General features: G+C 49.1%; 24 protein-coding genes and 1 riboswitch. Of the genes, 15 read left to right on the top strand and 9 right to left on the bottom strand.

Annotated elements, in window-relative coordinates; translation table 11 throughout:
- Position 1: 1 nt before the first annotated feature.
- Genes THEAE_RS19745 through THEAE_RS21845 form a run of 4 tightly spaced genes read right to left on the bottom strand, consistent with a single transcriptional unit; the run spans position 2 to position 5,131 of the window.
- On the bottom strand, positions 2–1,126 hold the full coding sequence (locus tag THEAE_RS19745) for a YheC/YheD family endospore coat-associated protein (protein ID WP_052329702.1): 1,125 nt from the start codon (positions 1,124–1,126) through the stop codon (positions 2–4).
- A gap of 36 nt (positions 1,127–1,162) precedes the next feature.
- A complete protein-coding gene (locus tag THEAE_RS19750; protein ID WP_084213419.1) occupies positions 1,163–2,536 on the bottom strand; it encodes a YheC/YheD family endospore coat-associated protein in 1,374 nt (457 codons plus the stop codon).
- A complete protein-coding gene (locus THEAE_RS0102280) occupies positions 2,469–3,626 on the bottom strand; it encodes a YheC/YheD family endospore coat-associated protein (RefSeq protein ID WP_028986389.1) in 1,158 nt (385 codons plus the stop codon). Before THEAE_RS0102280 ends, THEAE_RS19750 begins: the two co-directional genes overlap by 68 nt.
- Entirely contained in the window at positions 3,623–5,131 is a 1,509-nt protein-coding gene (locus THEAE_RS21845; protein WP_052329706.1) for a YheC/YheD family endospore coat-associated protein, read from the bottom strand. Before THEAE_RS21845 ends, THEAE_RS0102280 begins: the two co-directional genes overlap by 4 nt.
- A gap of 20 nt (positions 5,132–5,151) precedes the next feature.
- Between THEAE_RS21845 and THEAE_RS0102290 the strand changes: the two genes are divergently transcribed.
- The 4 genes from THEAE_RS0102290 to THEAE_RS0102310 all read left to right on the top strand — a co-directional run bounded on the left by THEAE_RS0102290 (position 5,152) and on the right by THEAE_RS0102310 (position 8,136).
- Positions 5,152–6,285 carry a DUF445 family protein gene (locus THEAE_RS0102290; RefSeq protein ID WP_028986390.1) on the top strand — a complete coding sequence of 378 codons (1,134 nt, stop codon included), beginning with the start codon at positions 5,152–5,154 and terminating at the stop codon, positions 6,283–6,285.
- Positions 6,286–6,361: 76 nt separating this feature from the next.
- Positions 6,362–6,703: a YlbF family regulator gene (locus tag THEAE_RS0102295; RefSeq protein WP_005588068.1), complete on the top strand. Its 342-nt coding sequence runs from the start codon at positions 6,362–6,364 to the stop codon at positions 6,701–6,703.
- A gap of 57 nt (positions 6,704–6,760) precedes the next feature.
- The gene (locus THEAE_RS0102300) at positions 6,761–7,450 is read left to right on the top strand and encodes a metal-dependent hydrolase (protein ID WP_028986391.1); all 690 of its coding nucleotides are present in this window, start codon (positions 6,761–6,763) and stop codon (positions 7,448–7,450) included.
- Between the two features lie 329 nt (positions 7,451–7,779).
- Positions 7,780–8,136, top strand: coding sequence for a hypothetical protein (locus tag THEAE_RS0102310; RefSeq protein WP_005588071.1), 357 nt, complete (start codon positions 7,780–7,782; stop codon positions 8,134–8,136).
- Positions 8,137–8,310: 174 nt separating this feature from the next.
- Here THEAE_RS0102310 and THEAE_RS23475 read toward each other — a convergent pair whose 3' ends face one another.
- Positions 8,311–8,523: a hypothetical protein gene (locus THEAE_RS23475; RefSeq protein WP_156920528.1), complete on the bottom strand. Its 213-nt coding sequence runs from the start codon at positions 8,521–8,523 to the stop codon at positions 8,311–8,313.
- On the opposite strand from THEAE_RS23475, the gene THEAE_RS23215 reads away from it, so the two are divergent.
- Complete coding sequence (locus tag THEAE_RS23215) at positions 8,483–8,764, top strand: DUF5412 family protein (protein WP_245605596.1); 282 nt, start codon at positions 8,483–8,485, stop codon at positions 8,762–8,764. The genes THEAE_RS23475 and THEAE_RS23215 overlap by 41 nt on opposite strands.
- A gap of 44 nt (positions 8,765–8,808) precedes the next feature.
- Here the strand turns inward: THEAE_RS23215 and THEAE_RS0102320 are convergent, their stop codons facing one another.
- Positions 8,809–9,720 carry a LysR family transcriptional regulator gene (locus THEAE_RS0102320; RefSeq protein ID WP_028986394.1) on the bottom strand — a complete coding sequence of 304 codons (912 nt, stop codon included), beginning with the start codon at positions 9,718–9,720 and terminating at the stop codon, positions 8,809–8,811.
- A gap of 255 nt (positions 9,721–9,975) precedes the next feature.
- Between THEAE_RS0102320 and THEAE_RS19760 the strand changes: the two genes are divergently transcribed.
- From THEAE_RS19760 to THEAE_RS0102380, 10 genes are all read left to right on the top strand, one after another.
- Positions 9,976–10,986, top strand: coding sequence for a c-type cytochrome (locus tag THEAE_RS19760; protein WP_211233465.1), 1,011 nt, complete (start codon positions 9,976–9,978; stop codon positions 10,984–10,986).
- A gap of 138 nt (positions 10,987–11,124) precedes the next feature.
- Positions 11,125–12,534, top strand: coding sequence for a c-type cytochrome (locus THEAE_RS0102335; protein WP_005588080.1), 1,410 nt, complete (start codon positions 11,125–11,127; stop codon positions 12,532–12,534).
- Positions 12,535–12,550: 16 nt separating this feature from the next.
- On the top strand, positions 12,551–13,774 hold the full coding sequence (locus THEAE_RS0102340; RefSeq protein ID WP_005588082.1) for a hypothetical protein: 1,224 nt from the start codon (positions 12,551–12,553) through the stop codon (positions 13,772–13,774).
- Between the two features lie 223 nt (positions 13,775–13,997).
- Complete coding sequence (locus THEAE_RS0102345) at positions 13,998–15,545, top strand: cobyric acid synthase (protein ID WP_039944206.1); 1,548 nt, start codon at positions 13,998–14,000, stop codon at positions 15,543–15,545.
- A gap of 59 nt (positions 15,546–15,604) precedes the next feature.
- Positions 15,605–15,805: riboswitch (cobalamin riboswitch) on the top strand.
- Positions 15,806–16,051: 246 nt separating this feature from the next.
- Positions 16,052–17,122 carry a nicotinate-nucleotide--dimethylbenzimidazole phosphoribosyltransferase gene (cobT, locus tag THEAE_RS0102350; protein ID WP_028986396.1) on the top strand — a complete coding sequence of 357 codons (1,071 nt, stop codon included), beginning with the start codon at positions 16,052–16,054 and terminating at the stop codon, positions 17,120–17,122.
- Between the two features lie 119 nt (positions 17,123–17,241).
- A complete protein-coding gene (gene cobS / locus THEAE_RS0102355; RefSeq protein ID WP_028986397.1) occupies positions 17,242–18,000 on the top strand; it encodes an adenosylcobinamide-GDP ribazoletransferase in 759 nt (252 codons plus the stop codon).
- Between the two features lie 178 nt (positions 18,001–18,178).
- The gene (locus tag THEAE_RS19765) at positions 18,179–18,793 is read left to right on the top strand and encodes a histidine phosphatase family protein (RefSeq protein ID WP_052329707.1); all 615 of its coding nucleotides are present in this window, start codon (positions 18,179–18,181) and stop codon (positions 18,791–18,793) included.
- A 483-nt stretch (positions 18,794–19,276) separates the two neighbouring features.
- Positions 19,277–19,792 (top strand): hypothetical protein, encoded by a 516-nt coding sequence (locus THEAE_RS21850; protein ID WP_052329709.1) that lies wholly within the window; start codon positions 19,277–19,279, stop codon positions 19,790–19,792.
- A gap of 136 nt (positions 19,793–19,928) precedes the next feature.
- Entirely contained in the window at positions 19,929–20,171 is a 243-nt protein-coding gene (locus THEAE_RS19775) for a hypothetical protein (RefSeq protein ID WP_039944207.1), read from the top strand.
- A gap of 151 nt (positions 20,172–20,322) precedes the next feature.
- Positions 20,323–21,636: a DRTGG domain-containing protein gene (locus THEAE_RS0102380; RefSeq protein WP_005588091.1), complete on the top strand. Its 1,314-nt coding sequence runs from the start codon at positions 20,323–20,325 to the stop codon at positions 21,634–21,636.
- 45 nt (positions 21,637–21,681) lie between these two features.
- Here the strand turns inward: THEAE_RS0102380 and THEAE_RS19780 are convergent, their stop codons facing one another.
- The 3 genes from THEAE_RS19780 to THEAE_RS0102395 all read right to left on the bottom strand — a co-directional run bounded on the left by THEAE_RS19780 (position 21,682) and on the right by THEAE_RS0102395 (position 22,883).
- The gene (locus THEAE_RS19780; protein WP_005588092.1) at positions 21,682–21,933 is read right to left on the bottom strand and encodes a YtzJ family protein; all 252 of its coding nucleotides are present in this window, start codon (positions 21,931–21,933) and stop codon (positions 21,682–21,684) included.
- Positions 21,934–22,080: 147 nt separating this feature from the next.
- Positions 22,081–22,563, bottom strand: a complete 483-nt coding sequence (locus THEAE_RS0102390) for a sporulation membrane protein YtrI (protein WP_028986398.1) — start codon at positions 22,561–22,563, stop codon at positions 22,081–22,083.
- Positions 22,563–22,883 carry a YtrH family sporulation protein gene (locus THEAE_RS0102395; protein ID WP_005588094.1) on the bottom strand — a complete coding sequence of 107 codons (321 nt, stop codon included), beginning with the start codon at positions 22,881–22,883 and terminating at the stop codon, positions 22,563–22,565. The genes THEAE_RS0102390 and THEAE_RS0102395 overlap by 1 nt, the downstream gene beginning before the upstream one ends.
- Between the last annotated feature and the right edge of the window lie 76 nt (positions 22,884–22,959).

Consider the following 22,959-nt stretch of genomic DNA (forward strand, 5'->3'; position numbering starts at 1 on the left):
TTCATTCCAGACCGACAAGGTATGCGCAATAGTCCCAGCGCCGCTTTAGGGATCGAGCTTGGATGGAAGGTTCATCAAATTTCATCGGTTTGGCATTTGCCTCAAAGAACCAGATTTTTTTATCCGGAGAAAGGCCTAAATCCATGGACATTTCACCCAGGACCGAACCATATCCTTCGTCAATCGATTGGGCTAACCTTAAGGAGACCTCTTCGATGTTTCCATATTCCCTTTTTCTCTCGTTTCTGGTGAAGTAGAGGCTTAACGCCTCTTCCAGGGAGAGGATACTTCCCCCTTGAGGGACGTGTGTGGTAATCCGATCCAGACCGGCGAGGCGGACGCCGATTCCCGTTACTCCCCATCTTCCTTTTTCCCCCTTTTGCACGAGCACCCGCAGGTCGAAAGGCCGTCCGGCGAAGGTGAGACGGGGAATTGCTTTTTGAATCAGATAAGACCTGCCGATGATGAAAGGAGCGAGGCGCCTCCACATTTCGGAATAACCAACCGCGTCCGCGCTTTGATCCTCTCCGTCGGTGGAACGGAGGCGGTATCGAGTCTCTTCTTTGTTTCCACGGACCGGTTCGACATAAAAGATCCCCTCCCCTGCTTTCCCGTCGGTCGGCTTGATATAGAGGGGAGTTTCGAGGGAGAGGGCCTCTCTAAGCGTTTTTTCACTTTTGAAGTGGTAGGTAGGGGGGAGATGTTCCTTCCAAGGGGAGCGGGAGAGAAGTTCATAAAGCTTCCCCTTGTCAAAAAAAGAGGGATTGAAGAATTTTGGGCCAAATGCGGCGCTCAAACGGTTGATGGTTTCGGCGATCGGGGGGAGGGCTTCCCATTTCCGGTTGGGAATGCGGTTATAGACCACATCCGGCCATGGAGAACTCATCTCTTGCCATTCATTCTTTTCAGGAAGATAGTGGAGTCCTCGGATTCTTTGGCCGATCCAATCGATGCCGCCGGGGGTGAAGACGAATACCTTCCCTCCCTGTTGGTCCGCTGTTTTTGTAAAAGCTTTAAAGAGGGGGAGATTTCCCAAGATACGCCCACGGTGACTTACGGTAAGGATCCCGATCAACGGGGTGGCTCTCTCCATCTGCTCTAAATTCTTTTTTCTCTTTTTCTCCATCTGATTTCCTCTCCCTCCTGTTCTTTTTCCATAAAACTAACGAAATCTCGCCAAATAGGTCATATATTCGGTGAGAAGATGGATGGGTTTCAAGCTGATTGCTTTTAATTCGTCTATTTTTTCGAAGATGGAACGCCCCGGCTTTGAATTGGCTTCAAAGAGCCAAATCTTCCCGTTACGATCGATGCCGAGATCAAGACCCAATTCCCCGATCGGTTTTTGGAACGATCGTTCCAAGGCTTCTCCTACCGCGACGGAGATTCGCCCCAGTTTTCGATAAAACTCTTCCCCTTGATCGAGGAAAAGATGATCTAAAACTTGCCGAGCGGCCAGGGCTTTTCCCCCCGCCCGTATGTGGGTCGTTACGCTTCCTTTCCCTGCTTTTTTGGCGCCGATCCCCGTCACAATCCATCGGTTATCCTTATCTTTATTTAAGTGAACACGGAAGTCGACGGGATCTTCTCCCAAACGCATCAGGGATATTCCTTGCTGCACGAGGTATTTCTTCCTTTTCCGTTCAGGGAACTCCCTTTTCAGCAAAGAGGCGACGGAGGGATAGATGCGGGAAAGATTTCGATCGTGCAGGCGATAGCGAACCAGTAATCCTTTCGCTTGCCGCAACACTTGGTAGATGCCTAACCCGAGAAACCCATCGCTCGGTTTCAGATAGACCATGGGATACTTTTTGAGCATCTCTTCGATTCGTTCAACGGTGGGGTAAGGATAGGTTTCGGGAATGAGGTCTTTTAATTGCTCAAATGTCATAAGGCGCTGGTAGATGTCCCATTTTTGGAAATAGGATTCATTAAAGATCTGGGCATGGGTATGGGCATAAAGAAGGTTGAAAAAGCGCATCACCTCAGGGGATTCCTCTTTCCTGCGGGAGAGAATCTTATTGTAGATCACGTCCGGGAAGGGAACCTTCTTCGTTTCCCATACCGCCTTACTCCCTTGAAGACGATAGAAATATCCCTTTACGGTCAGTTCTTCCCAATCGACATCTTGGAAGTCAAAGAGAAAGTAGAGTCCACCCGGATGGCCCGGACGGTTTGGGTTTAACAGGGTGCGAAAGGTCCGAAGGAATCTTCGCTTCTGCAGATGATCCGGGTCCTCGTAGAGGCCGAAGGTGAGGATCCCAACCAGAGGCCCTAAGATGATCTTCCCTTTTTCGAGGCGAAGGAGGAGCGGATCCGTATAGGGGATGAATAAATTCTCAAGCAAAGGGTCACTCACTCGAATTTCCCGGAGAGATCCGGAATGGAAACGAAGTTTAGCTTTGACCTCCCGATGGCCAAATTGTACAAAGGGCGTTGTATTTCCTGCAAATTTTTCCCTCCATCTTCTAGGGAGCGCGATGAGAGGATCTTCTCTCCCCGACATACGTTTTATTCTCATGGTTTGCGACTGCATCGCCCTTTTCCCCCTTTTTCAGTTTCAAAAGATAGAGTGCATAGCGGACCGGACCAGAATAAACCCATTTCATTCCCTCCAAGTCTCCCAATTGGGCGAAGATATCCCTTCCCGGTTTCCCGTTCACTTCGAGAATCCATATCCGGTTTTGCCGATCGATCCCGATATCAATTCCCATTTCAAAAAGGGGTGAATATTCTTTTTCCAGGGTGGCGGCCACTTCAATCCCTAAAGGGGTTAGGATTTGATCCAGATTCTCCCCGATCCGTCCTTTTTCCCACTCTTTGAACCGGTCGAGGGATAGGGTTATCCCTCCCCCATGCAGGTTGGAGGTAAGATGATGGGGCTTGCCGATGCGTACTCCCAGGCCTGCCCGACGCCATACCCCTTCTTCATCTTTCTGCATAAAGAGGCGGATGTCGAAGGGCCGGTCCTCCAGGGTGGTTAACGAAAGATAGCGCTGAATCAGGTATCGGGAGGTGAGGCGGGGAACGACGAGACGGAAAGCTTTTTCAGATGAGGGAAACGTTTTACGAAAGTAGCGATTCTCCCTCGTTCGCCCTTCCAAGAGGGCGGGCGTACCGGGAACGAGATGCAAAACACCCTGACCAAATCCCCCGGAGAGGGGTTTTAAGATCACTTCTCCTTCTTGTGCCCATTTTCGCAGTTGCTCCCCATTTGCATATCTCTCTTGAGGGGGGAGGTGCTGTACCAAGCGGGGATTTTTCCTCAGGCACCAAAATTGTTTCCATTTGTCGGGTAGCCCCCGGTTGAGAAAAGTTGTACCCGGCTGATTCCGTAAGTCGGCTACTTTCCAACGCGTTCTGTTTAAGGAAGAAGCGGTATAGAAAACCCTGTCGTAAACGAAGGTCGGATACGGAAAGATTCCCTTCTTCCATTTCCCTTCGTGCCAAACGAACCCATTGATTTTTCTAGAATAGGGATTGATCTCTTCGGGGAAAAAGGTAAAGACCATAAGGCCTTTCTCCTTTCCTATGCGAGCCAATTCAGCATAAAATTTCTCCTCCGGGAAAGGGGAGAAGCGGGGAGAGCGGGTGGTCATAATCCCTAACGAAATTCTTTCGTTCATCCGACTCCCTTCCCTCCCTCTTTTTGATGAAGCGAAAAATGAAGGTAGTAAAATAGCGTATCAAAAAGGTGCTGCACGGAAGGGCGGGGGCCCGTCACCGGGGTGAGGGTCGCCTCTTCTTTTTTCGAAGGCTTTGAGTTTACCTCGATGAGCCAAACTTCCCCTGCTTGGCTAACGCCCAGATCGATGCCGAATTCCCCATAATAACCGCTTAATTTTCCATCCAATCTTCGAGCCACTTCTCTAGCCAGGGCTTTTAACCGGTGAATGGTTGGAAGAGCGGGGTGGCTTTCGCGAAGTTCCGAGAGAATGTGAGAGGCTCTTTCCATCCTTCCCCCCTGTGCCACATTGGAAACGAAGGCGCCCGGCTTGCCAATCCGGGCCACTAGGGAGACCACTTTCCATTCTCCATTTCTTCCTTTTTGGACGAGGACTCTAAAATCGGTCGTTCTCCTTTCCACTTCAAGGAGAGGAATGCCCTTCTGCAGGAGATACCGTTTCCGTTTGATTTTTTGCCTCAAACTGTGCAACAATGAGGGGAGAGTCGAGTAGAATTTTGTCTCCATTTGTTCACCGATCATCTCATCGGTCAAATAACCATCTCCCGTTTTCCGCACGCGGATGATTCCTGTTCCTTCACTCCCGTGAAGAGGTTTAAGGAAAAGGACAGACGTGTGAACGAGCATCTCTTTAATCATGGAAAGTTTTACCGCAGGCAGACTGAGGGGAAGATGCGGGAGAAGGTCTACTTCCCCTTGGAGGAGCTCGACCACCTCCCATTTATTTAGAAATTTATCATTAAAGAGGACTCCGTTTTTCTCCCGCAGCGATTGTTGCAAGGAGGAGAAAAGAGGAGAGCGTTCCTGACTTCGAACGGAGAGGCGATTGTAAAGAATGGTTGGGATCGGCATGGGATACGGTCTCCATCCCTCTTTCTCCTTCACCCACCCCTCCACCCGGTTTTCCTTTACCATTAGGCTCCGGAAAGGGATCACATAGCAGAGAACGTTGAAAGAACGGGAAAGGGCCCAAGCTTCCTCACAAAACCGGGTATAAAGACCGAAGGGATCCTCCTTTTCCCCCTTTACTCCAGAGAGGAGGATACCAAAGGTAGGCCCAAAGAGGATCTCTTTTTCCGGGGTAAGCCACCCATAAATCTTTACCGGGAAGGGAAGAAGCAGGCGGTTTGCAAACCTTTTTCTCATGCGAAGCAATCCTTTTTTATGCGCTTCCCCCCCGATGTTCCCGATCTCCCTCTTTAGGCCAAGCCGGATCGGCAAGGAAGTGCCGGGAGGGAGATTCCACTTGGTTAGTACTTCATGATGGAAGAGGAGATCGATTCCCGGAGGGAAGTGCACCTCTTCCTCAATGCGAATCTCAAAAGGGGTCGCTTTCATCTTCGTCCCTACTTCAATGGTTTGGTTATACCCGTCTTTCACATCGTATGTACAGTGGGGCACCTGTGTGAAGAGAAGGGGCTTGACTGCCCATAGAGTTTCGCCCACCGCATAAAGGAGGAACCCCTGTGGTTTTCACATTATTGGGTATGATTTTTATCGGCGCCGTTATCGGCAGCTTTACCAACTATATTGCGATTAAAATGCTCTTCCGCCCTTACCGCTCCATCACATGGGGTCCCTTTCATCTTCCCTTTACTCCTGGGCTGATCCCGAAGCGAAAGGAGGAGATCGCCCATCAGTTCGGGAGAATGGTGGAGGAATATCTCATGACGGAAAAAACGGTGAAGGAAGCTTTCCTCTCTCCCCGGATGGAGAGGGAACTTCGGGTTCGGATGCGCATCACTCTACGTCGAATGTTAAAGAGCAAAGAGAGTCCGGCTCAATTGGGGAGTTCCCTCGGTCTACCGGAGTGGGAAGCGTGGGTAGAGAAGTTAACTACACCCCATTTGGATGAAAATAGGCTGGTTCGCCTGATCGCCGAACAGATGGATCGGTATCGGGGGATCCCCATCGGCCACTTCCTTCATCTACCTTCCGAATCGCTCGATCGGTTCAGCTCTTACCTGGCCGGTGAAATGGTGAATGAGCTTCATGCTTTCCTCCTTTCATCCCAGGGGAGAAGGTGGGTGATGGAGGCCCTTGACCGGATTTTGGCGGGGAGAAATCCCATGTGGCAGTGGGCGGCGGCTCTCTTTGTGAGGGAGGATCGGATCGAGGAGATGCTTATTCTTCCCCTCGCACGCTACCTGGGAAGCCCTCATGTGGCCAAAGAATGGGAGGGGAAGATCAAGGGATATTTGGAAGGGTTTCTGGGAAAAAGCCTTCAGGAATTAACCGGGACAGAAACCTCGATTCCTTTGGCCTCTTTTTTGGTCAAAACCTTAGGCCTTCAGGAAGGGGTTTTCCGGATTTTTCATCGTCCGGCGGGGGACTGGGGGAAACGCCTCTACACCTTCCTTCTTCCTTTACTACCGAAGGTGAGCCAATGGATCCTGAGGCAACTGAACGAAGAAATCAGCGCCATCTACCGCTCCTTACACATATCCCGGTTGGTGGAAAAGGAGGTAGCCTCTTTTCCGCTGCCGAAGCTGGAACAGATGATCCTGGAAGTGACGCGCAGGGAACTGAAGGCCATCACTCTTCTGGGCGGTCTATTGGGAGGGTTGATCGGCCTGTTTCAGTTTTTGATTATGGGCTGATTCCCCCTTTAGCCCCTTGCCCATTTTTGGTAAGATGATAAGTAGGGATCAAGGATTTTTTTAGAAGGAGGTACGTATGGAATATTCGTTGGCCTATTCATTGGCGAGAAAGATTGAAGAGAGCGAGGAATATCGCGCCTTAAAGGAAGCGTATGAAGAGATCGGGAAAGATCCGGAAGCGAAGCGGATGCTCCTCGATTTTAGACAGAGGGAGCGGGAGTTGCAGGAGAAGCAATTGGCAGGGGAGGAACCGGACAACGAAGAGGTGGAGAAGTTGCAGCGCCTCTTTGATACCATCCGTCTCCATCAGGGGATAAGCCGTCTCATGGAACAGGAATCCCGCCTCATGCTCCTATATGAAGACATCCAAAGGATCTTGGCGGAACCTTTGGGAAAATTGGCGGACATCATCGAGTAGGGACTTTATACCGATGGTGAGCTGCATCTTCACATCATAACGGAAGGAGAGATCCGAATGAAAGTTACGTATCACGGACATGCGACCGTCATGGTGGAAACGGGGGGGAAAAAGATTCTCTTCGATCCCTTTTTCACGGGAAATCCGAAAGCGGACGTGAAGGCGGAGGATGTGCGGCCCGATTATATTCTTCTTACCCACGGACATGGGGATCACACCGCCGACGCGGTAAGCATCGCGAAGCGGACGGGAGCCACCATCGTCGCCGTCTATGAATTGGCCACCCTCCTAGGATGGCGGGGGGCGAGGACCCATGGCGTAGGATTGGGGGGATCTTACGACATGGGGGGCATCAAGGCGAAGTTTACCCTTGCCTTCCATAGTTCATCCCTGGAAGATCAGGAACACCGCACCCTCCACTATGCGGGCATGCCGGCAGGGATTCTTCTCATGGCGGAGGGAAAAACGATCTATCATGCCGGAGATACCGCCCTCTTCTCCGATATGAAGGTGATCGGGGAGCGGCATCGCCCCGATCTCGCCCTCCTTCCCATCGGCGACAATTTCACCATGGGTCCGGAGGATGCACTTTTAGCGGCCGAATGGCTCAAAGCGAAGCAGGTGGTCCCCATCCACTATAACACCTTCCCCCTGATCGCCCAGGATGGGGATGCGTTCGTGGCGAAACTGAAGGAAAGAGGGATTGGGGGCGCCGCCTTAAAACCGGGAGAGTCCATTGAGGTTTAACTCCGTTCCTTTCACTGGTTGGGATGATGAGAGTCTTAAGTAACATCCCCCCCCTGGAGGATGAGGTCAGGCGGGATGATGACTTTTCCATTCAGTTCGCAAGTGAAAAAAGAAATGACCCCGGAATGTACCCGGGGTCTGTCTTTGTGTCCAATGATTTCACTTTTTCCCGTTTTCCGCAAAATTCCGTATGGAAGTCCACAATTTTGCATGGTAAAATGAAGAAAGGGAAGAAAATATTACGATCTACAGATTCGTATTGAGTCGCGTTAGAGAAGCATGATGTGAACGAATGGGGATCGAATGATAGAAACAAGGGAGCGAGAAGAATGAAAAAGATATCTATGGTACTTTCGCTGGTTCTGATTTTCCTTTTTATGCCCATTGGTTTAATAGCAAGTTCAAACGAGGTTCAAAATCCTCAACTAACGTATGGGGATGGGGTGATTGAGTTTGTTTTAAAAAATCGGTCGATGTATCTAGGGAAAAATAGGGATGGTACGATCTTTGTAAAGCGTGCGATTTATGGGATAAATGCGTCGTCGGAGGCCATAAGGGACTTTTTAAAATCCGTTTCAAAACTTAATGAAGGGGTAAAGCGAGGGATCATTTATTTTGATGAGAATTTAATTCCCCACGCCGTAGATCGATCAAAATCACATGGGATAAACACTCACCTTCCATGATGTACAATCTCTGAGGAGTATAATGGCCCCAGTCTCAAATCGCCTCAGAATATGGAATGCACGTAAATCAACTTCGGCAATGGCGTGACAAAAGCGGCCAAGCCTCTTTTATGTACCTGTCGGCCCTTCCTAAAAAAATGTCTTGACAATGGGGTCCACTTTCAGATCTCTTAACTACTCCTCTCGATATCGATGAGGATTTTTCTTGCTTAAGGAGTGATCGATTATGGGCGAGAGTGGAAAAAGTTCTTTTCCTTTGCTTTTGGGCGGCTGTTTACTTCCAATCCTTATTCCTGTACTCATCATTATCTTTATCATTCTAAATAATACCTTTTCGATTCCCAGCATTCCCAGAGGGGAACTTTTATTTACATCAAATTCTCCCAACAATACATACACCTTGGAAATATATAGGATGAATGGCGGAGCAACGACCTCGTATGCGATCCGTGGAGAAATCATTAACCACAAAACAGGAATAAGAAAAAAGATCTATTATCAATATCGTGAAGGGGCAGCCACGGTTTCATGGATCGATGAACACACGGTGATGATCAACGGTAAAAAATTGGACGTGCGAAAAGATGTTTTTGATTCAAGAAAAGAGGGTTCGAGTAAAAAAGAATGAAGGGAAAATCCGGCGGGATATCAATTTTTCCGTTTTCCTCTCGATTAGTCCCCACTTTGACGAGACCCTGCGACAAAATCCCAAAAGAGGTGCGCGATAAAAGAAGGGAAAGGGCCGTTCCGACGAACGATGTGCAAGGGGCGATCGTGAGATGAGGGTTGCGTATGGATTCGGATCAGGCTTCCATCCCGTAACTCCTTCTCAATGGTACGCCGTGGGAGAAGGCCAACGCCTAATCCGTTCTTAATGCTTTGTTTCAAGAGGTGATTATTATTCATCGATAGAATATGAAGGCGTTCGACGGGTAAACCAATGGTTTGGATAAAGGATTCGGCATGCAGGCGCATCATGCATCCTTCTTCTCTCATCACCCAAGTAGCTTCTGCGAGCTCTACGAGCGTCGCATTTTGGGTGAGAGGATAGGTGGAGGCTGCGACCGGCAGCATCTCATCTTGGGCAAACACAGCATAGGTGAAAACCGGATCACTTACCTTTCCTTCGATCAGAGCGATGTCACATTCTCCCTTCTCGACGGAGTCGAGCGCTTCCTTTGTCGTCATGACGCGTGCATTTAAGCGATCGTAGGGAAGACGTTCTTGGGATAAAAAACTGCGAATGAGATCGGCCAGCATATATTCACCGATGGTATTGCTGGCTGCGATGGAGAGGGGGGGCTTATCCTCTCTTAACGAAAAGGATTCCAATTCTTGATAAAGTTCTAACAGCTTTTCTACCCGAGGAAGGAGCCTCTCCGAGAAAGGAGTTAATAGAATCTCGCGGGGGCGCCGATCAAAGAGAGGTGCTTTAAAATAGTCCTCCAATGAATGTATATGATGGCTAATGGCGGGCTGAGACAAATGCAGGATTTTCGCAGCCCGAGAAAAATGACGGGTTCGCGCGACGGTGACGAATGTACGTAAATGGTCGATATTCAAAGTGACCCCTCCTATCGCCATAGAACCAACCTCCCGGGATAACGAGACGGTATGAATCCTCATTACCCCCCGCCGTATCTATTTTAAAAGAAATGCGTAGTCGGCGCAATTCTTTCTTCCATTTACCCTATTAACACGATAAAAAAGGTAGATATCATTCGGCCATTCTTTAAATTTATCGAGGCGATTAATAATAAGAATTAGAATAAATAAAAAATGGGTGGTATAGTATAGCTGCAATATCGATGACTTCCTTATGCTATGAGGTGAAACATGATGGGAAAGAAACCAAAACCGCTTCTTTATCTTAGTCTTCTTGCTCTCATCGTTCTCTTTTATTTAGGATGGAAAGCGCTTGCATATCCGGTTCAAACCGTCCCAGTTATATCACAGTTGGACAGCATGCCGCCGGTACCCGGCATGGAGGAGGTACCCCAAGGTCCGGAAGGGGATTTGATTAAAAAGGGATACCTGTATATGGTGGATACGGCCAATCAACTGCCACAATATGTGGGGAATAAACTCTCCTGCTCCAGTTGTCATGCCGATGGAGGAACGGGAGCCAATCTGAACCTGGTGGGGGTGAATCGCATCTTTCCCCAGTATAATTCCAGGTCGGGGCAGAATATCGTCCTGGAAGATCGAATCCAACAATGTTTCGAACGGAGCATGGCCGGTACCGCCCCGGCAAAAGACAGCGAAGAGATGAAGGCGATGGTGGCTTATATCAATTATATCTCGAAGAATGTGCCGGAAGGGACGAAAAAACGGCCATGGGTGGTAGCACCCGCCATCAAAGGGCAGCTCCCCAGCCCAAATCTGGCGAATGGGGAGAAATTGTACCAATTGGGGTGTGCATCCTGCCATGGAGTGGACGGGGCGGGGAATGGCGGAGGCCCTACGGTGGGTCCTGCACTATGGGGTGAGGATTCCTTTAATATCGGTGCCGGAATGGGGCGCATCAGAACGGCTGCAGGTTACATTCAGCGGTATATGCCGAAAATTCAAATGGGGGTTCATGCGCCCGGTACGCTTACCACCCAGGAGGCCGTCGATCTCGCTGCCTATATTCTTTCAAAACCGCGGCCCGATCTGGCAAAGAAAGAGAAGGATTGGCCGAAGAACGAACAACCCGATGATGTGGCTTACATGACCTTGGCCATGAGAAAAGCGGGCATGGATGAGAAGTCGTTACCTTGGTATACCGCTTACGCGGAGCGGGCGATGAAGAAAGCGGCCCAACCTGTCGATTCACCCTCCTCAGATTCAGAAAGCCCGCAAAAGTAGATGAATGCGGGTGAGAGATTCTTAAGAACGATAAGTGGTCGATGGAAGGGCGGTTCCTAGAATGAGAGAGGTCGAATCGCCGTAAACGGAGATCTTTAGATTGATCGGTGATCGCATGATCGAAGGAGGTTGTGATCTGTGCTGGATATTTTGGGGTTTTATCCGCAGTGGTACGTACCCAACTTTGGGTCCGGTTATGTGGTTGCGTTAATCGCCTCCACGCACGTCCTGTTTTCCCATATTTCCGTGGGTGCTTCATTCTTACTAGCCTATTTGCTTTATAAAGCGTATCGGGGGAATCATGAGGAACTTTATGGTTATGTAAAAAAATATCTGTTCACGCTTCTTCTCACCTCGTATATTATGGGGTCGCTCACGGGGCCGGGCATCTGGTTTTCTACGACCGTTTCGAACCCGCGTGGAATCTCTACCCTCATCCATAATTTCGTTTGGGTTTGGGCGTCGGAATGGGTCTGGTTTGTGACGGAAGTGGCGATGGTTTATATTTTATATTACATCTTCGACAAAATTGACCGACGCACCTATATGCATCTCTCTTGGATCTTTGCCATGGTCTCTTGGGGAACGCTTCTTCTCATCGTCGGCATTCTTGCTTTCATGATGTCTCCCGGCAGTGAGAAATGGTTTACCACCGGCAACGTGATGGATGCCTTCTTTAATCCGAACTACTTCCCCCAGGTGGGGGTCAGAACCGCCTTTACCGTGGCGCTGGCTGCTCTGATGGGTCTTGCCGTGGCGACACGGGTCAAGGAAGAGGGCTTAAGAAAAGATTTGGTGCAAACCCTCTCCCTCTGGGGGATCGGTGGGCTTATTTTCGGCGGCATGTTCTTGCTCTGGTACCTGAACACGCTTCCCATACGAGCCCTCACAACATTAGACTTCGCTATTCCCATGAACTTTAAGCTAACCATTTTTGCTTCAATTCTGCTTCTGATTTTCGTTTTCGCTTTCTTTTATATGCTCCCCAAAAGAAATAAGTATGTCTCCTTTACCATCCTGCTCATGGTTGTCGTTTTAGGACTTACCATCTATCCGCAGGAGCGCATTCGCGAATGGATGCGCAAGCCGTATATCGCCGGAGATTTTGTCTATGTAAATCAAATCATCGCACGAGATGTACCGGGGAAGGGGATTCAAAGTGAGATTCCCACGATCGACCGGCAGGGATTTTTAAAAAGCCATCCTTTTGTCCCCGATAAAGTCCGCACCATTACTCCGGAGAATGAGCTGGAAGCGGGACGTGCCATGGCCATGGTCTCCTGTGCTGCTTGCCACAGCCTGGATCCCAATGGTCCTCGTCCTCTCGTGAAAAAGATGGAGGGCGTCACCCGTCCGGAGTTAATCTATCAGTTTCTGATTACCCGCATGAGCGGTGATCCTGCGAAGGGGGCTTCCCCCTATATGCCGAAGTTAGCCGGAACCGAGGAAGAGAAACGGGCTCTTGCCCTCTATCTGGCGGAACTGAATAAAGAGTATTTGGCTTCGATCCATCGAGATCAACCCATACAGCAAACCCAAGGAAAGTAGAAAAGGAGGATGAAGGATGGGAATCGATGTGACACAGCTCCTGGACCAATTGCGTTACCCCAGCGGAACCGACTTTTTTCCCATCGTGACGCAAATCTTAATGGTCGTCACCTGGGCAATACACATGTTTTTTGTGAACCTTGTCATCGGCGGCATGATTCTCAGCATTTACGGGTACTTGAAAAAAGAGTTGCGCTGGAGGCGTGCCTCTCAGACGTTGGCCAATGTCGCGAAAATATCCTTGTCCCTTGCGATCGTTTTTGGGGTGGCCCCTCTCTTATTTACCCAAACCATCTATGATAATCTCTGGTATACCGCCAATAACCTGTCTGCCTTCTGGGTGGTTTTGTTCGTCCCGGTAGCCATTGTCGCCTATTATCTACTTTACTTCTACTATTTCCGCAATAAAGAAAGAAGCGGAAAATGGGTTCTCTTCTTGGGGATTCCCTCCGTTCTGCTCATCTTGCTGGCAGGGGCAATCATGCACATTTTATCGTATCAACAGCTCTTTCCGGATCAATGGGTGAAATGGTACACCAACAATGGAACGACGATGAACACGGATGGATGGCATGTTTATGCCTTCAATATCCCGCGCTATCTTCTCTTTATCCTGTTATCTTTCTTCGTGACCGGGATCTACATGATGCTCTACGCCTGGTATTTTCGCCAACGCCAAGATAAAGATCAGGGAGAGCTTGCTTGGTTTAAAGAGGTGGGAAGAAAGGCAGCGCTTTTTTTCGGGGGATTCCTCATCCTCGATGTGATCCTCTATAATGCCCTCCAGGGAAGCCTGTTGAACCCCATCATATGGGTGATCGTCGCTTTCTTGCTCCTGAGCTGGTTTCTTTTGATGTTGCTGGGGAAATCGCCTCACGATGGAGCGGTCCCCACCCTGATCACCTTCGCATTTCTCTCCGTTTTGGCGGTGGGGGTCATGCGGGAAGCAATACGAATGTTTGAACTAAGGAAATTTCAGTATTCCGTTTACAATTATCCTCTACGCCTTGATCTCTTTGGTCCTTCCTTTTTCTTTGCCACCCTCTTGGTGGGCATTGCCGTCTTTGTCTTTGTTCTTTACATGCTCTATCAAGCGGGGAAGAAAGAAGGCCATTACGATGCGCACCAGAATCAAACGATCGTCTCCCTATGGAAATTTTCTTTCTATGCGCTGGTGATGTGGCTGATCGTCTTCTGGGGGACCGGTGCCATCGTGGTGGCAAACATCAACCATTTTTAGGGAGTCGACACAAATCATTTCATTTCGCCCTGGGTTGATTCATGAAGAGAAACCCAGGGTTTCTTTTTGTCGATTTCGCTTTTTCATTGGCCTGCAGAGATAAAGATGATAAAATAAGATTGGAAATAATTTGAACGAACGTCAGGTACGAAGTGGATCGGAAGTGGCTTTTCGCAGTGATATAGAGAAGATTAAACCGAATGGACGGATGGAGGTGTATAGTATGTCCAAGAATCTGATGGTGGTTGGCACCGCCTCCAATGTGGGAAAGAGCATCTTGGTTACGGCACTCTGCCGGATTTTTGCGCAAGACGGGTTTCGAGTAGCCCCTTTTAAGGCACAAAATATGTCGCTTAATTCCGCCGCGACCCCCTCCGGACGTGAGATCGGGCGTGCGCAAGCGGCGCAGGCGGAAGCGGCGGGCGTTTTAGCCAATGAACATATGAATCCGGTTCTCCTTAAACCGATGCATGGAATGCGTACTCAGATCATTCTTCAGGGGCGTCTTTATGAGACGGTCACAGCTCGGGATTACTTTCATAACCAAAAGCAAGCGCTATGGGAGGCGGTTGTCGATTCGTTCCGATTCTTAAGCGAACGTTATGAAATAATTGTGATGGAAGGGGCGGGCAGCCCTGTAGAAATGAATTTGAAACCCTATGAAATTGCAAATATGCGTGCCGCGGAGATGGCCGATGCCGCCGTCATTCTCGTAGCAGATATTGAGAGAGGGGGAGTGTTTGCCTCTGTCGTAGGCACATTGCACTTGTTGGAACCTTATGAACGGGCGAGGGTAAGAGGAATCGTGATCAATAAATTCCGCGGAGACCCTGCCCTTTTTGACGATGGGGTGCGTTGGCTTGAAAAATTTACCGGCATACCGATTCTTGGAGTTCTGCCGTACATTGAGAATTTAGGGATCGATGAGGAAGATTCGATGGGATTGGAATCTACACGGTACAAAAACTTAAAGATGGAAAAACACCGCCAACAAGAGCTGGTACAAATCGCGATCGTCCAGCTTCCCCACATGGCCAATTTCACCGACTTTGATCCGCTCTTTCTGGAAGAGGGGGTACATGTTTACTTTTGCGAAAAACCGCAGGAGATAAAACAGGCGCATGCCGTTATCCTCCCGGGGACCAAGAATACGATGGTCGATCTTCTCTGGCTTAAAGAAAACGGGTGGGTGACCCCTCTTTTGGATGCGCGCAGGGAGGGGAAACTTATGGTAGGAATCTGTGGAGGCTATCAAATGCTTGGACAGAAGATCTTAGATCCGGATCATCGGGAATCGGAGATCAGCGAGATGGATGGGTTGGGCTTTTTCGATACCATCACAAAGATCTGCGCTGAAAAGCGAACGGTTTTGGTCGAGGGAACTCTCTTAGGAAAATACGAGGGTCTTGATGTCGCAGGGTATGAGATTCATATGGGAATCACGGAGTATGGATTGGAGTCGCAGCCCTTTGCCCACGTTAAAGAGTGGAATGAGAAGAAGTTGCGGACGGAGGGAAATCTCTCCCGTGATGGTCTGGTCATCGGAACCTACCTGCATGGGATACTACATAACGATCGCTTTCGGAACGCCTTGCTTTCCGAGATACGAGAAAGGCATCGTCTTCCTCCGCAAGCATCGACTGGGTCGATGGCGCAGATTCGAGCGGACAGTTACGACCGTTTGGCGGAGATCGTCCGCCGACATCTCGACCTGAGGAAGATCTATCACATGCTGGGGATACGTACCGACTTGCGCGACGGTATTAGATGAGAGCAAATTGAACACTTGCCTACTTGCAAAAATTTTACTATAATTAATCTTGAATTTAAATTGCATACACTCTTTTAGGTCACTTAGTCCAGTGACTACGTGTTAATAGGGAAGTCCGGTGAAAAGCCGGCGCGGTCCCGCCACTGTAAGCAGCGAGAGATGTTCACGCCGAAAGGCAACCACTGTGTACGTTGTGCATGGGAAGGGGAACAGATCGAGGAACTGCAAGCCAGGAGACCTGCCTAAGAGAGAGCAAGCTCCCTTCGAGGAAAAGGGCAACGGCAGATTCGGATGCGATGAAACGTTGAGATGTCTATCCACATATCCGTTTGCACGAGAGGTTTCCTTAAAGGAGATCTCTTTTTTTGGTGTCAAATCTGGGGAAAGTAGAATAGATAAACAGACGCTTCATCCCTATAAGCGGTCTTTAAAGAATTAGATCATGGTTGTGCCGTTTCCCCATCCACAGGAAAGGTTGAAAAAATAGATGGAAGAGGTGTTTTTGGATGAGTACGCGTTCACGGATTGAAGGGGCGATCGCTCAGATCCCGGATCTGAACCGGGAAGCGATGGAGCTGGTGGCGGCGCACCTGGATCAGTTGACCAAACCCCCCGGAAGCTTGGGAAAGTTAGAGGAAATTGCCATCCGATTGGCAGGAATGACCGGGATGGAGCGCCCGGAATTCCCCGACAAACGGATCATCATCATGGCGGCAGACCACGGAATTGCAGCGGAGGGGGTTTCCGCCTTTCCGCAAGAGGTGACGCGGCAGATGGTGGTCAACTTCCTGCATGGAGGAGCAGCGATCAACGTAATTTCCCGTCAGGTGGGAGCTCAAGTCATCTGTGTCGATGTGGGGGTAGCAGCGGAATTATCTCTTCCCGGTTTAGTTCAGAAGAAAATCGCCTTCGGCACGAAGAATTTCCTACGGGAACAGGCGATGAGTGAAGAGGAAGCAGTGCAGGCGGTCTGGGCCGGAATTGAGGTGGCACATTGGGCGGCGGATTCAGGGGCTAACCTGCTGGCTACAGGGGAGATGGGGATCGGCAATACGACGGCTAGTTCCGCATTGCTCGCTGCACTAACCGGCCTTCCTGTAAAAGAGGTCATCGGTGCAGGCACAGGGGTTTCCCAGGGACGTCTGAGGCATAAAGAACATGTGATCGAAACGGCATTAAGGCTTCATCAACCCGATCCACAGGATCCGTTTGATGTTCTGCGTAAAGTGGGGGGACTTGAGATTGCTGCCTTGGCAGGTCTAATCATCGGAGCGGCTGGAAGGAGAATTCCCGTGGTGGTGGATGGTTTCATCTCAACGGTAGCTGCCCTGATCGCGGTGAGAATGGCACCCAAGGCAAAACCGTTCTTACTTGCTTCACATCTTTCACAAGAACCGGGACATGCGGTGGCGCTACGGCATCTTGGCCTTGATCCGATCTTTCAGATGGAGATGCGTTTGGGAGAAGGGACAGGAGCTGCACTCCTCTTCCCGGTGATTGATACGGTCATGCACATTCTGCGTGAGATGGCCACCTTCGCATCAGCAGGTGTGGCAGAGAAGAGGAATAACGAATGAACAAACCTGGGTGGTCGTCTCCGATGAGGGTGGTCTGGGAGGAGTGGCTCTCTCCACTCGGGAGTTGGTAAGCCGATCTTTTCGGAGATCTAAAACAGACTAAAAGGGGGGGATACGAGATGAAATCCTTCTGGCTGGCTCTTTCATTCTTAACCACGATTCCTACGCCTACATTTTCGGCAAACGAGCGTGAGGCAAGCGGAAGCGTTCGTTATTATCCGCTCGTGGGGTTACTCCTCGGTCTGCTGCTCTGGGGGATCGCGGTCTTGTTTTCACTGTTCTTACCCACTTTACCAACTCTCCTTTCCAGCCTTCTTCTCCTTACATTCTGGGTTTATCTTACAGGGGGGTTGCACCTGGACGGATTGATGGATTTAGCGGACGGGTTAGGCAGTCATCGCAGCAGAGATCGAATTCTAGAGATTATGAAAGATTCGCGCGTGGGAGCGATGGGAGTGATCGCCGGTATACTCCTCATATTCATTAAAACAGTCTCTATTTATGAAGTGTTCAATGGGCTACCGCTGGAGCTCCTTATTCTTGTACCGATGCTTGCTCGTGTGGGGCTTCTCTTTCCAATTTATTTCTATCCTTATCTGACGGAACGGGGGATGGGAGCGGGACTGAAACAAGGAGTGACGCGTTGGCTTTTACTTCTTTGGCCGGTTGTCTTGTTCGTTTTGACCGTACTTCTCTTGGGCTTTTCCACCATGATTTGGATTCTTTTCGCCTTGGCGTTTGCTGCGCTCTTCATTCATCGTGTTGCCAAGAAACTTGGCGGACTGACGGGGGATGCCTACGGGGCCTATATCGAGGTAACGGAGACCCTTGCCCTATTGCTGTTTAACATTGGTCATGCGATTTACGATAGAATCTAATCGTTAGAATCGTCCCGTATCTTAACGAATACCTTCTTGATCGTGAATGCTCCTATGCTGATGGAATCGCACCTGCAGAAAGAAGAGAAAGGTTTCCTTTTACGGGGGTTCATCTTCGGTGAACGGGAACTTCGTTTGGATATGATGGGCATCCCATGCGGGGGAGGGTAGATGTAGAATGCGCTGGATTTGGGTGAGACATGGACGAACCGCAGCCAATGTGATGAAACGGTACATCGGTCATCTGGATGAACCTCTTGATGAAGTGGGCGTGGATCAAGCCGATCGTCTAGCGGAAGCCTTTCGTGATTTTCCCATTACGCGTATTTACTCAAGTGATTTGCGCAGAGCGCAAGCAACCGCTTCGGCTATCGCACAGGTTCATCAACAGAATCCCATTCTTACCCCGGCACTCCGCGAGCTGAATTTTGGCGATTGGGAAGGAAAGAGTTACGAGGAGATTGCACATAGCGATGCCTTATTGCTTTCCCGATGGCTCGCGAATCCCTGTGAAATCGCACCACCCAATGGGGAACGTCTAGAAGAACTGGGTGCGCGTTTCGATCGGTGGTTACGTTCAGAACTGGGACAAATGCAGGAGGAGGGGACCTATCTTTTCGTCACTCATGGCGGACCCATCCGATGGTTCCTTTCTCAATATGCCATCCCTAAGCGATCCTTTTGGGATGTGACGGTTCCTACGCATGGGGATAGTCTTGTATTGGACGTCATATGTACGGAAGAGGGATTCCGCTATTTAAGCCAAGACAACTGGATCGCTCCGTCTATGTGATGCGACCTTTGAACATCAATTCAGAGATAACGTTCAAATCGATTGTATCCAAAGATACACTCCTTCGATTCTATGGTATTTGTTCATTATAGTACTTTAATTTGTATCTTACATCTCTAAGGTAAATCCATTGCTTTGACTGAGGGTGTTAAATTTGCTTGATTCATTTTATCCAAAAATCCTGGTTGTTTTAGGTGTTTTAGGGTTATTTTAACGCCTTGCCCGATAGCTCTTTTGGATTCGTTCAAATTCCTTCTGGATTGTTAACTCGCCGTTGATGATCCCTGTTAATCATTAAAATTGACGAAACTTTCATAGTTATCTTAAGTAAAATATATATAAAAAGGAAATCGTGATGGGTGGTGATGTCTTGAAACAGTTATTCTCCAAGGACACAGAGGAACTGGTTAAGGAATATTCATAGAAGGGAGAAAATGATGAACAGAAAGTTGAGAAAACTGTTCAATCAGAAGGAGGAAAAGGATGAAAACATGGTATAAAATCATCCCTGTTCTTATGGTTCTGAACGTATTGCTATTAAGCGGCTGTGTGGACACCCTAACAGTTACGAAAGATTCTTTCGCTCAAGAAGAGGAATGGCAAGAGAGCGCCGTTATTGAATATCCCACCACGGTTACGGAAGATGGCCAAAAGGGGACCGTTCTTTTTCGCCTAGGAAACAACGGGCGTTTTGCATGGCTGGAATCTCCGCTCGATCCTTTTAAAGTTGGCAATGCGCCGAAAATCATGTGGCTTTTCTGGGGGAAGGAAGAGGAGTTAAAAGGTGTTGTCAGGGTGGAGGCCGTTCAAAAGGGAACAAATAAGAAGATGACGGTGTTTACCACGTCGAATAAACCGGAAACCTTACACCCCTTCTATGGAGCAAACCATTCATTAATGTCTAATGTACGAATGCCCGATGAAGGAGGGTTATGGAGGTTTGAGGTTTATATTGACGGCAAACCGTTTGGGTACGTCGTGGTAAATGTTCAGGAATAAGCGAACGGGAAACATCAATGTTTTTCATTTTTCCGTGATGCACTCTTCACAACAACGAACCATTTCCGCCCGTGTCCTAAACCTTCCCCTTCTGAATAGAATAGAGTAAAGCAAACTCGGAGGGGGATCGATCCACATGAAGAGAATGCGTTCTTTTTTTTATATGGTGATTTCTTTCACCCTTTTGCTGTATGGTGTTCCTCGCTTTCATTTAAACGGCATCCAATCCATCGAAGAAGGGTTTGCCATCCTCTGGACCTTTTTCGCCCTCCTCGTGATTGGAGCCCACCTTTTTCGATGGCTGGAAGAACCTGGTGAACCCCAAGCTCCGGGGAAATACCCGGAGATGAAGAGAATCCGTTCTTTTCAACGCAGGTAAAGATCTTTGCTTTTGATCCCTATTCGTGATGTATCGTGTTAAACAGCTTTCGCCATGAGGGGTCCAAAAGAGGGCGGCGTACCCTTGTAACAGATGAGGAACTGTATTATGATAATTCCATCCACTGTATCAGAGAGGATGGAGGGGTAAGATGGCGACCAAACATGAACAGATCCTCGATTACATCCGCAATTTGCAGGTGGGAGATAAAATCTCGGTTCGGGCCATCGCCAAAGAGATCGGGGTTAGCGAGGGAACCGCTTACCGGGCGATCAAAGAGGCGGAGAACCAGGGATTGGTGAGCACCATCGAACGGGTGGGCACCATCCGCATCGAAAAAAAGAACAGAGAAAAGATGGAGAACCTCACCTTTGCCGAGGTGGTATCGATCGTAGAAGGTCAAGTGTTGGGGGGGCGAGACGGCCTTCACAAACGACTGAATAAATTTGTGATCGGGGCCATGAGGCTGGAAGACATGATGAAATATGTGGAGGCGGGAAATCTCCTTATCGTGGGGAATCGGGACGAAGCCCACCGCTTAGCCTTGTTGCAAGGAGCGGCTGTCCTCATCACAGGGGGATTTGATGCCAGGGAGGAGACGAAGCGATTAGCCGATGAACTCTCCCTTCCGCTCATCTCCTGCAGCTACGATACTTTCACGGTGGCTTCTACGATCAATCGGGCCATCTACGACAATCTCATCAAAAAAGAGATTCTCCTCGTCGAAGATATCCTCATCCCGAAGGAGGAGGCGGTCACCCTTTCCGTTCATGATACGGTGAGGGATCTGGAGAACCTCTCCCAAACGTCCGGACATCACCATTTTCCCATCATTGATGACGAGGGAGTGGTGGTCGGAGTCATCACGGTGAAGGATGTGATCGGCCAGGAGGAAACCACTCCGGTGGGAAAACTGATCTCCCGTCCGCCCATTACCACCCGACCGCAGACGACGGTGGCTGCAGCCGCTCACCTGATGATCTGGGAAGGGATTCACCTGATCCCGGTGATCGACAGTTCCAGGAAATTGCAAGGGGTGCTTACCCGGAAAGATGTTCTAAAAGCGATGCAGATTATGCAGAGACAGCCGCAAATCGGCAATACCTTCGATGACCTGATCTTTTCCCAACTTCAAATGGAAAAAATGGAGGGAGATATCATCTTCCGGGGAAAGGTTGTCCCCCAGATGACCAACTTATATGGTTCCCTTTCCAGCGGGGTGCTCATGTCGATGATGGCGGAATCGAGCAGGCAAGCCCTCAGGGAATGGAAGCGGGGCGATTACGTCATTGAAACCACCTCCATATATTTTCTGAAACCGGTGCAGATCGATATGGACCTCATGATCCGTCCTCGGATCATTGATCTCGGGAGAAAAGAGGGAAAAGTGGATGTGGAGGTATACTCTCAGGGAAAATTGGCGGCGAAAGCGCTTCTCACCGCTCAGGTGTGGGAAGGACCCTAAGAAAAGAAAAGAACCTATTGGTGGAAATAGGTTCTTTTCTCAATCTTAGTGGGTGTAATTTTCCATCGAGTCTTCGTAGGGGAAGGGGGAGAAGTTCTCATGGTTTAATCCTTCATCCTCACGGATGGGGATATACCAGGTGCCGATAGGAGTTCGGTCTACCACCACTCTGAATCCGATGCGCGCAATCTCCTTATCCAACATGCGGGACACGGTTTCCGTTTCACAATAGGCGGAGTACCCGGACAAAAGACCTTCCAGCTTCATGCGGACGATCTCTTTCCGATCAATCACCATGGTAACCCACCTCCCATAAAATATTTTCTGTAAATTCAGTATACCATCCCGTGCATAGAAATACAAGAACGGTCCTCCCTTGTCACAAAACGTTTATAAATTTGATGACAATATTGTTGCAAAAGGATCTTTCCCCTTCACAGGTTCTTACATGGTCCTTGCGAGCATCAGATATAGATGAACCTTTTTCCCGATCACCAGGCTTTTTAGCGTCACTTTATAAGGCTTCTGATCGATCATGTAGATTTTCGGAGAAAAAACCTGGAAGAGGGATTCATAGGTCTCTTCCAGACTATCCAGTTTTTTACCGATTAAATAGCGGGTTTGGGTTACTATGCGTCGCTCAATTTCGTCCTTAATTCCTTCACTTACGCTGCTTCCCTCGAAGTGGATCACCACATCGTGCACCTTCCCCTCATGGTTCCAACGGGTGAGTTCTTCCTCAATCCGTTTATTTTTCTCCTCCAGATCCAATTTTTCAAAGCGAAGTTTCTTTACTTCCAGATAGAGGCGGTTTAACTCCCCTCCTGTGTAGAGGAGCATCCAGAGGATCCCAACGCAAATCCCGAAAAAGAAAAGGAGAAGATTTCGAATTCTTTCGGGATGGGTTCGGAAATTAGGGATCTTCATCAACCCATTCCCTTCCCGTTTAACAGGGTGAGGAGCATGTAAGAGGCCGTATTTGCACCGAAAAAAGCGCTCAGAATATAGAGGATCTGTCGGAATAGGGCGGAGATATGACCGATGAGGACCCCTTCATGGAGTCCTTTTAGGGCTTCGAAGGTGCCGCCGATCGCAGCGATGATGGCCCAAAACTTCAGATCCTCGGAAACCTGAGCCATGAAATCAAAGGGGGGTTGACGGGTGATCAGCGCAGCCACCCCTGCCATCAAAGCGCCCCCCAGGACGATTCCAAACGCGACGAAAAAGACGGAGATCACCCGTACCATGTCAAATCCCCTTTCGCATTTCCGGGACTAGTTCATCTTATGAACGGAAAGCGGAGATCATGCTATAATAAAAGAA

This window comes from Thermicanus aegyptius DSM 12793 (genome assembly GCF_000510645.1).
In the GTDB taxonomy this organism is placed as follows: Bacteria; Bacillota; Bacilli; order Thermicanales; family Thermicanaceae; genus Thermicanus; species Thermicanus aegyptius.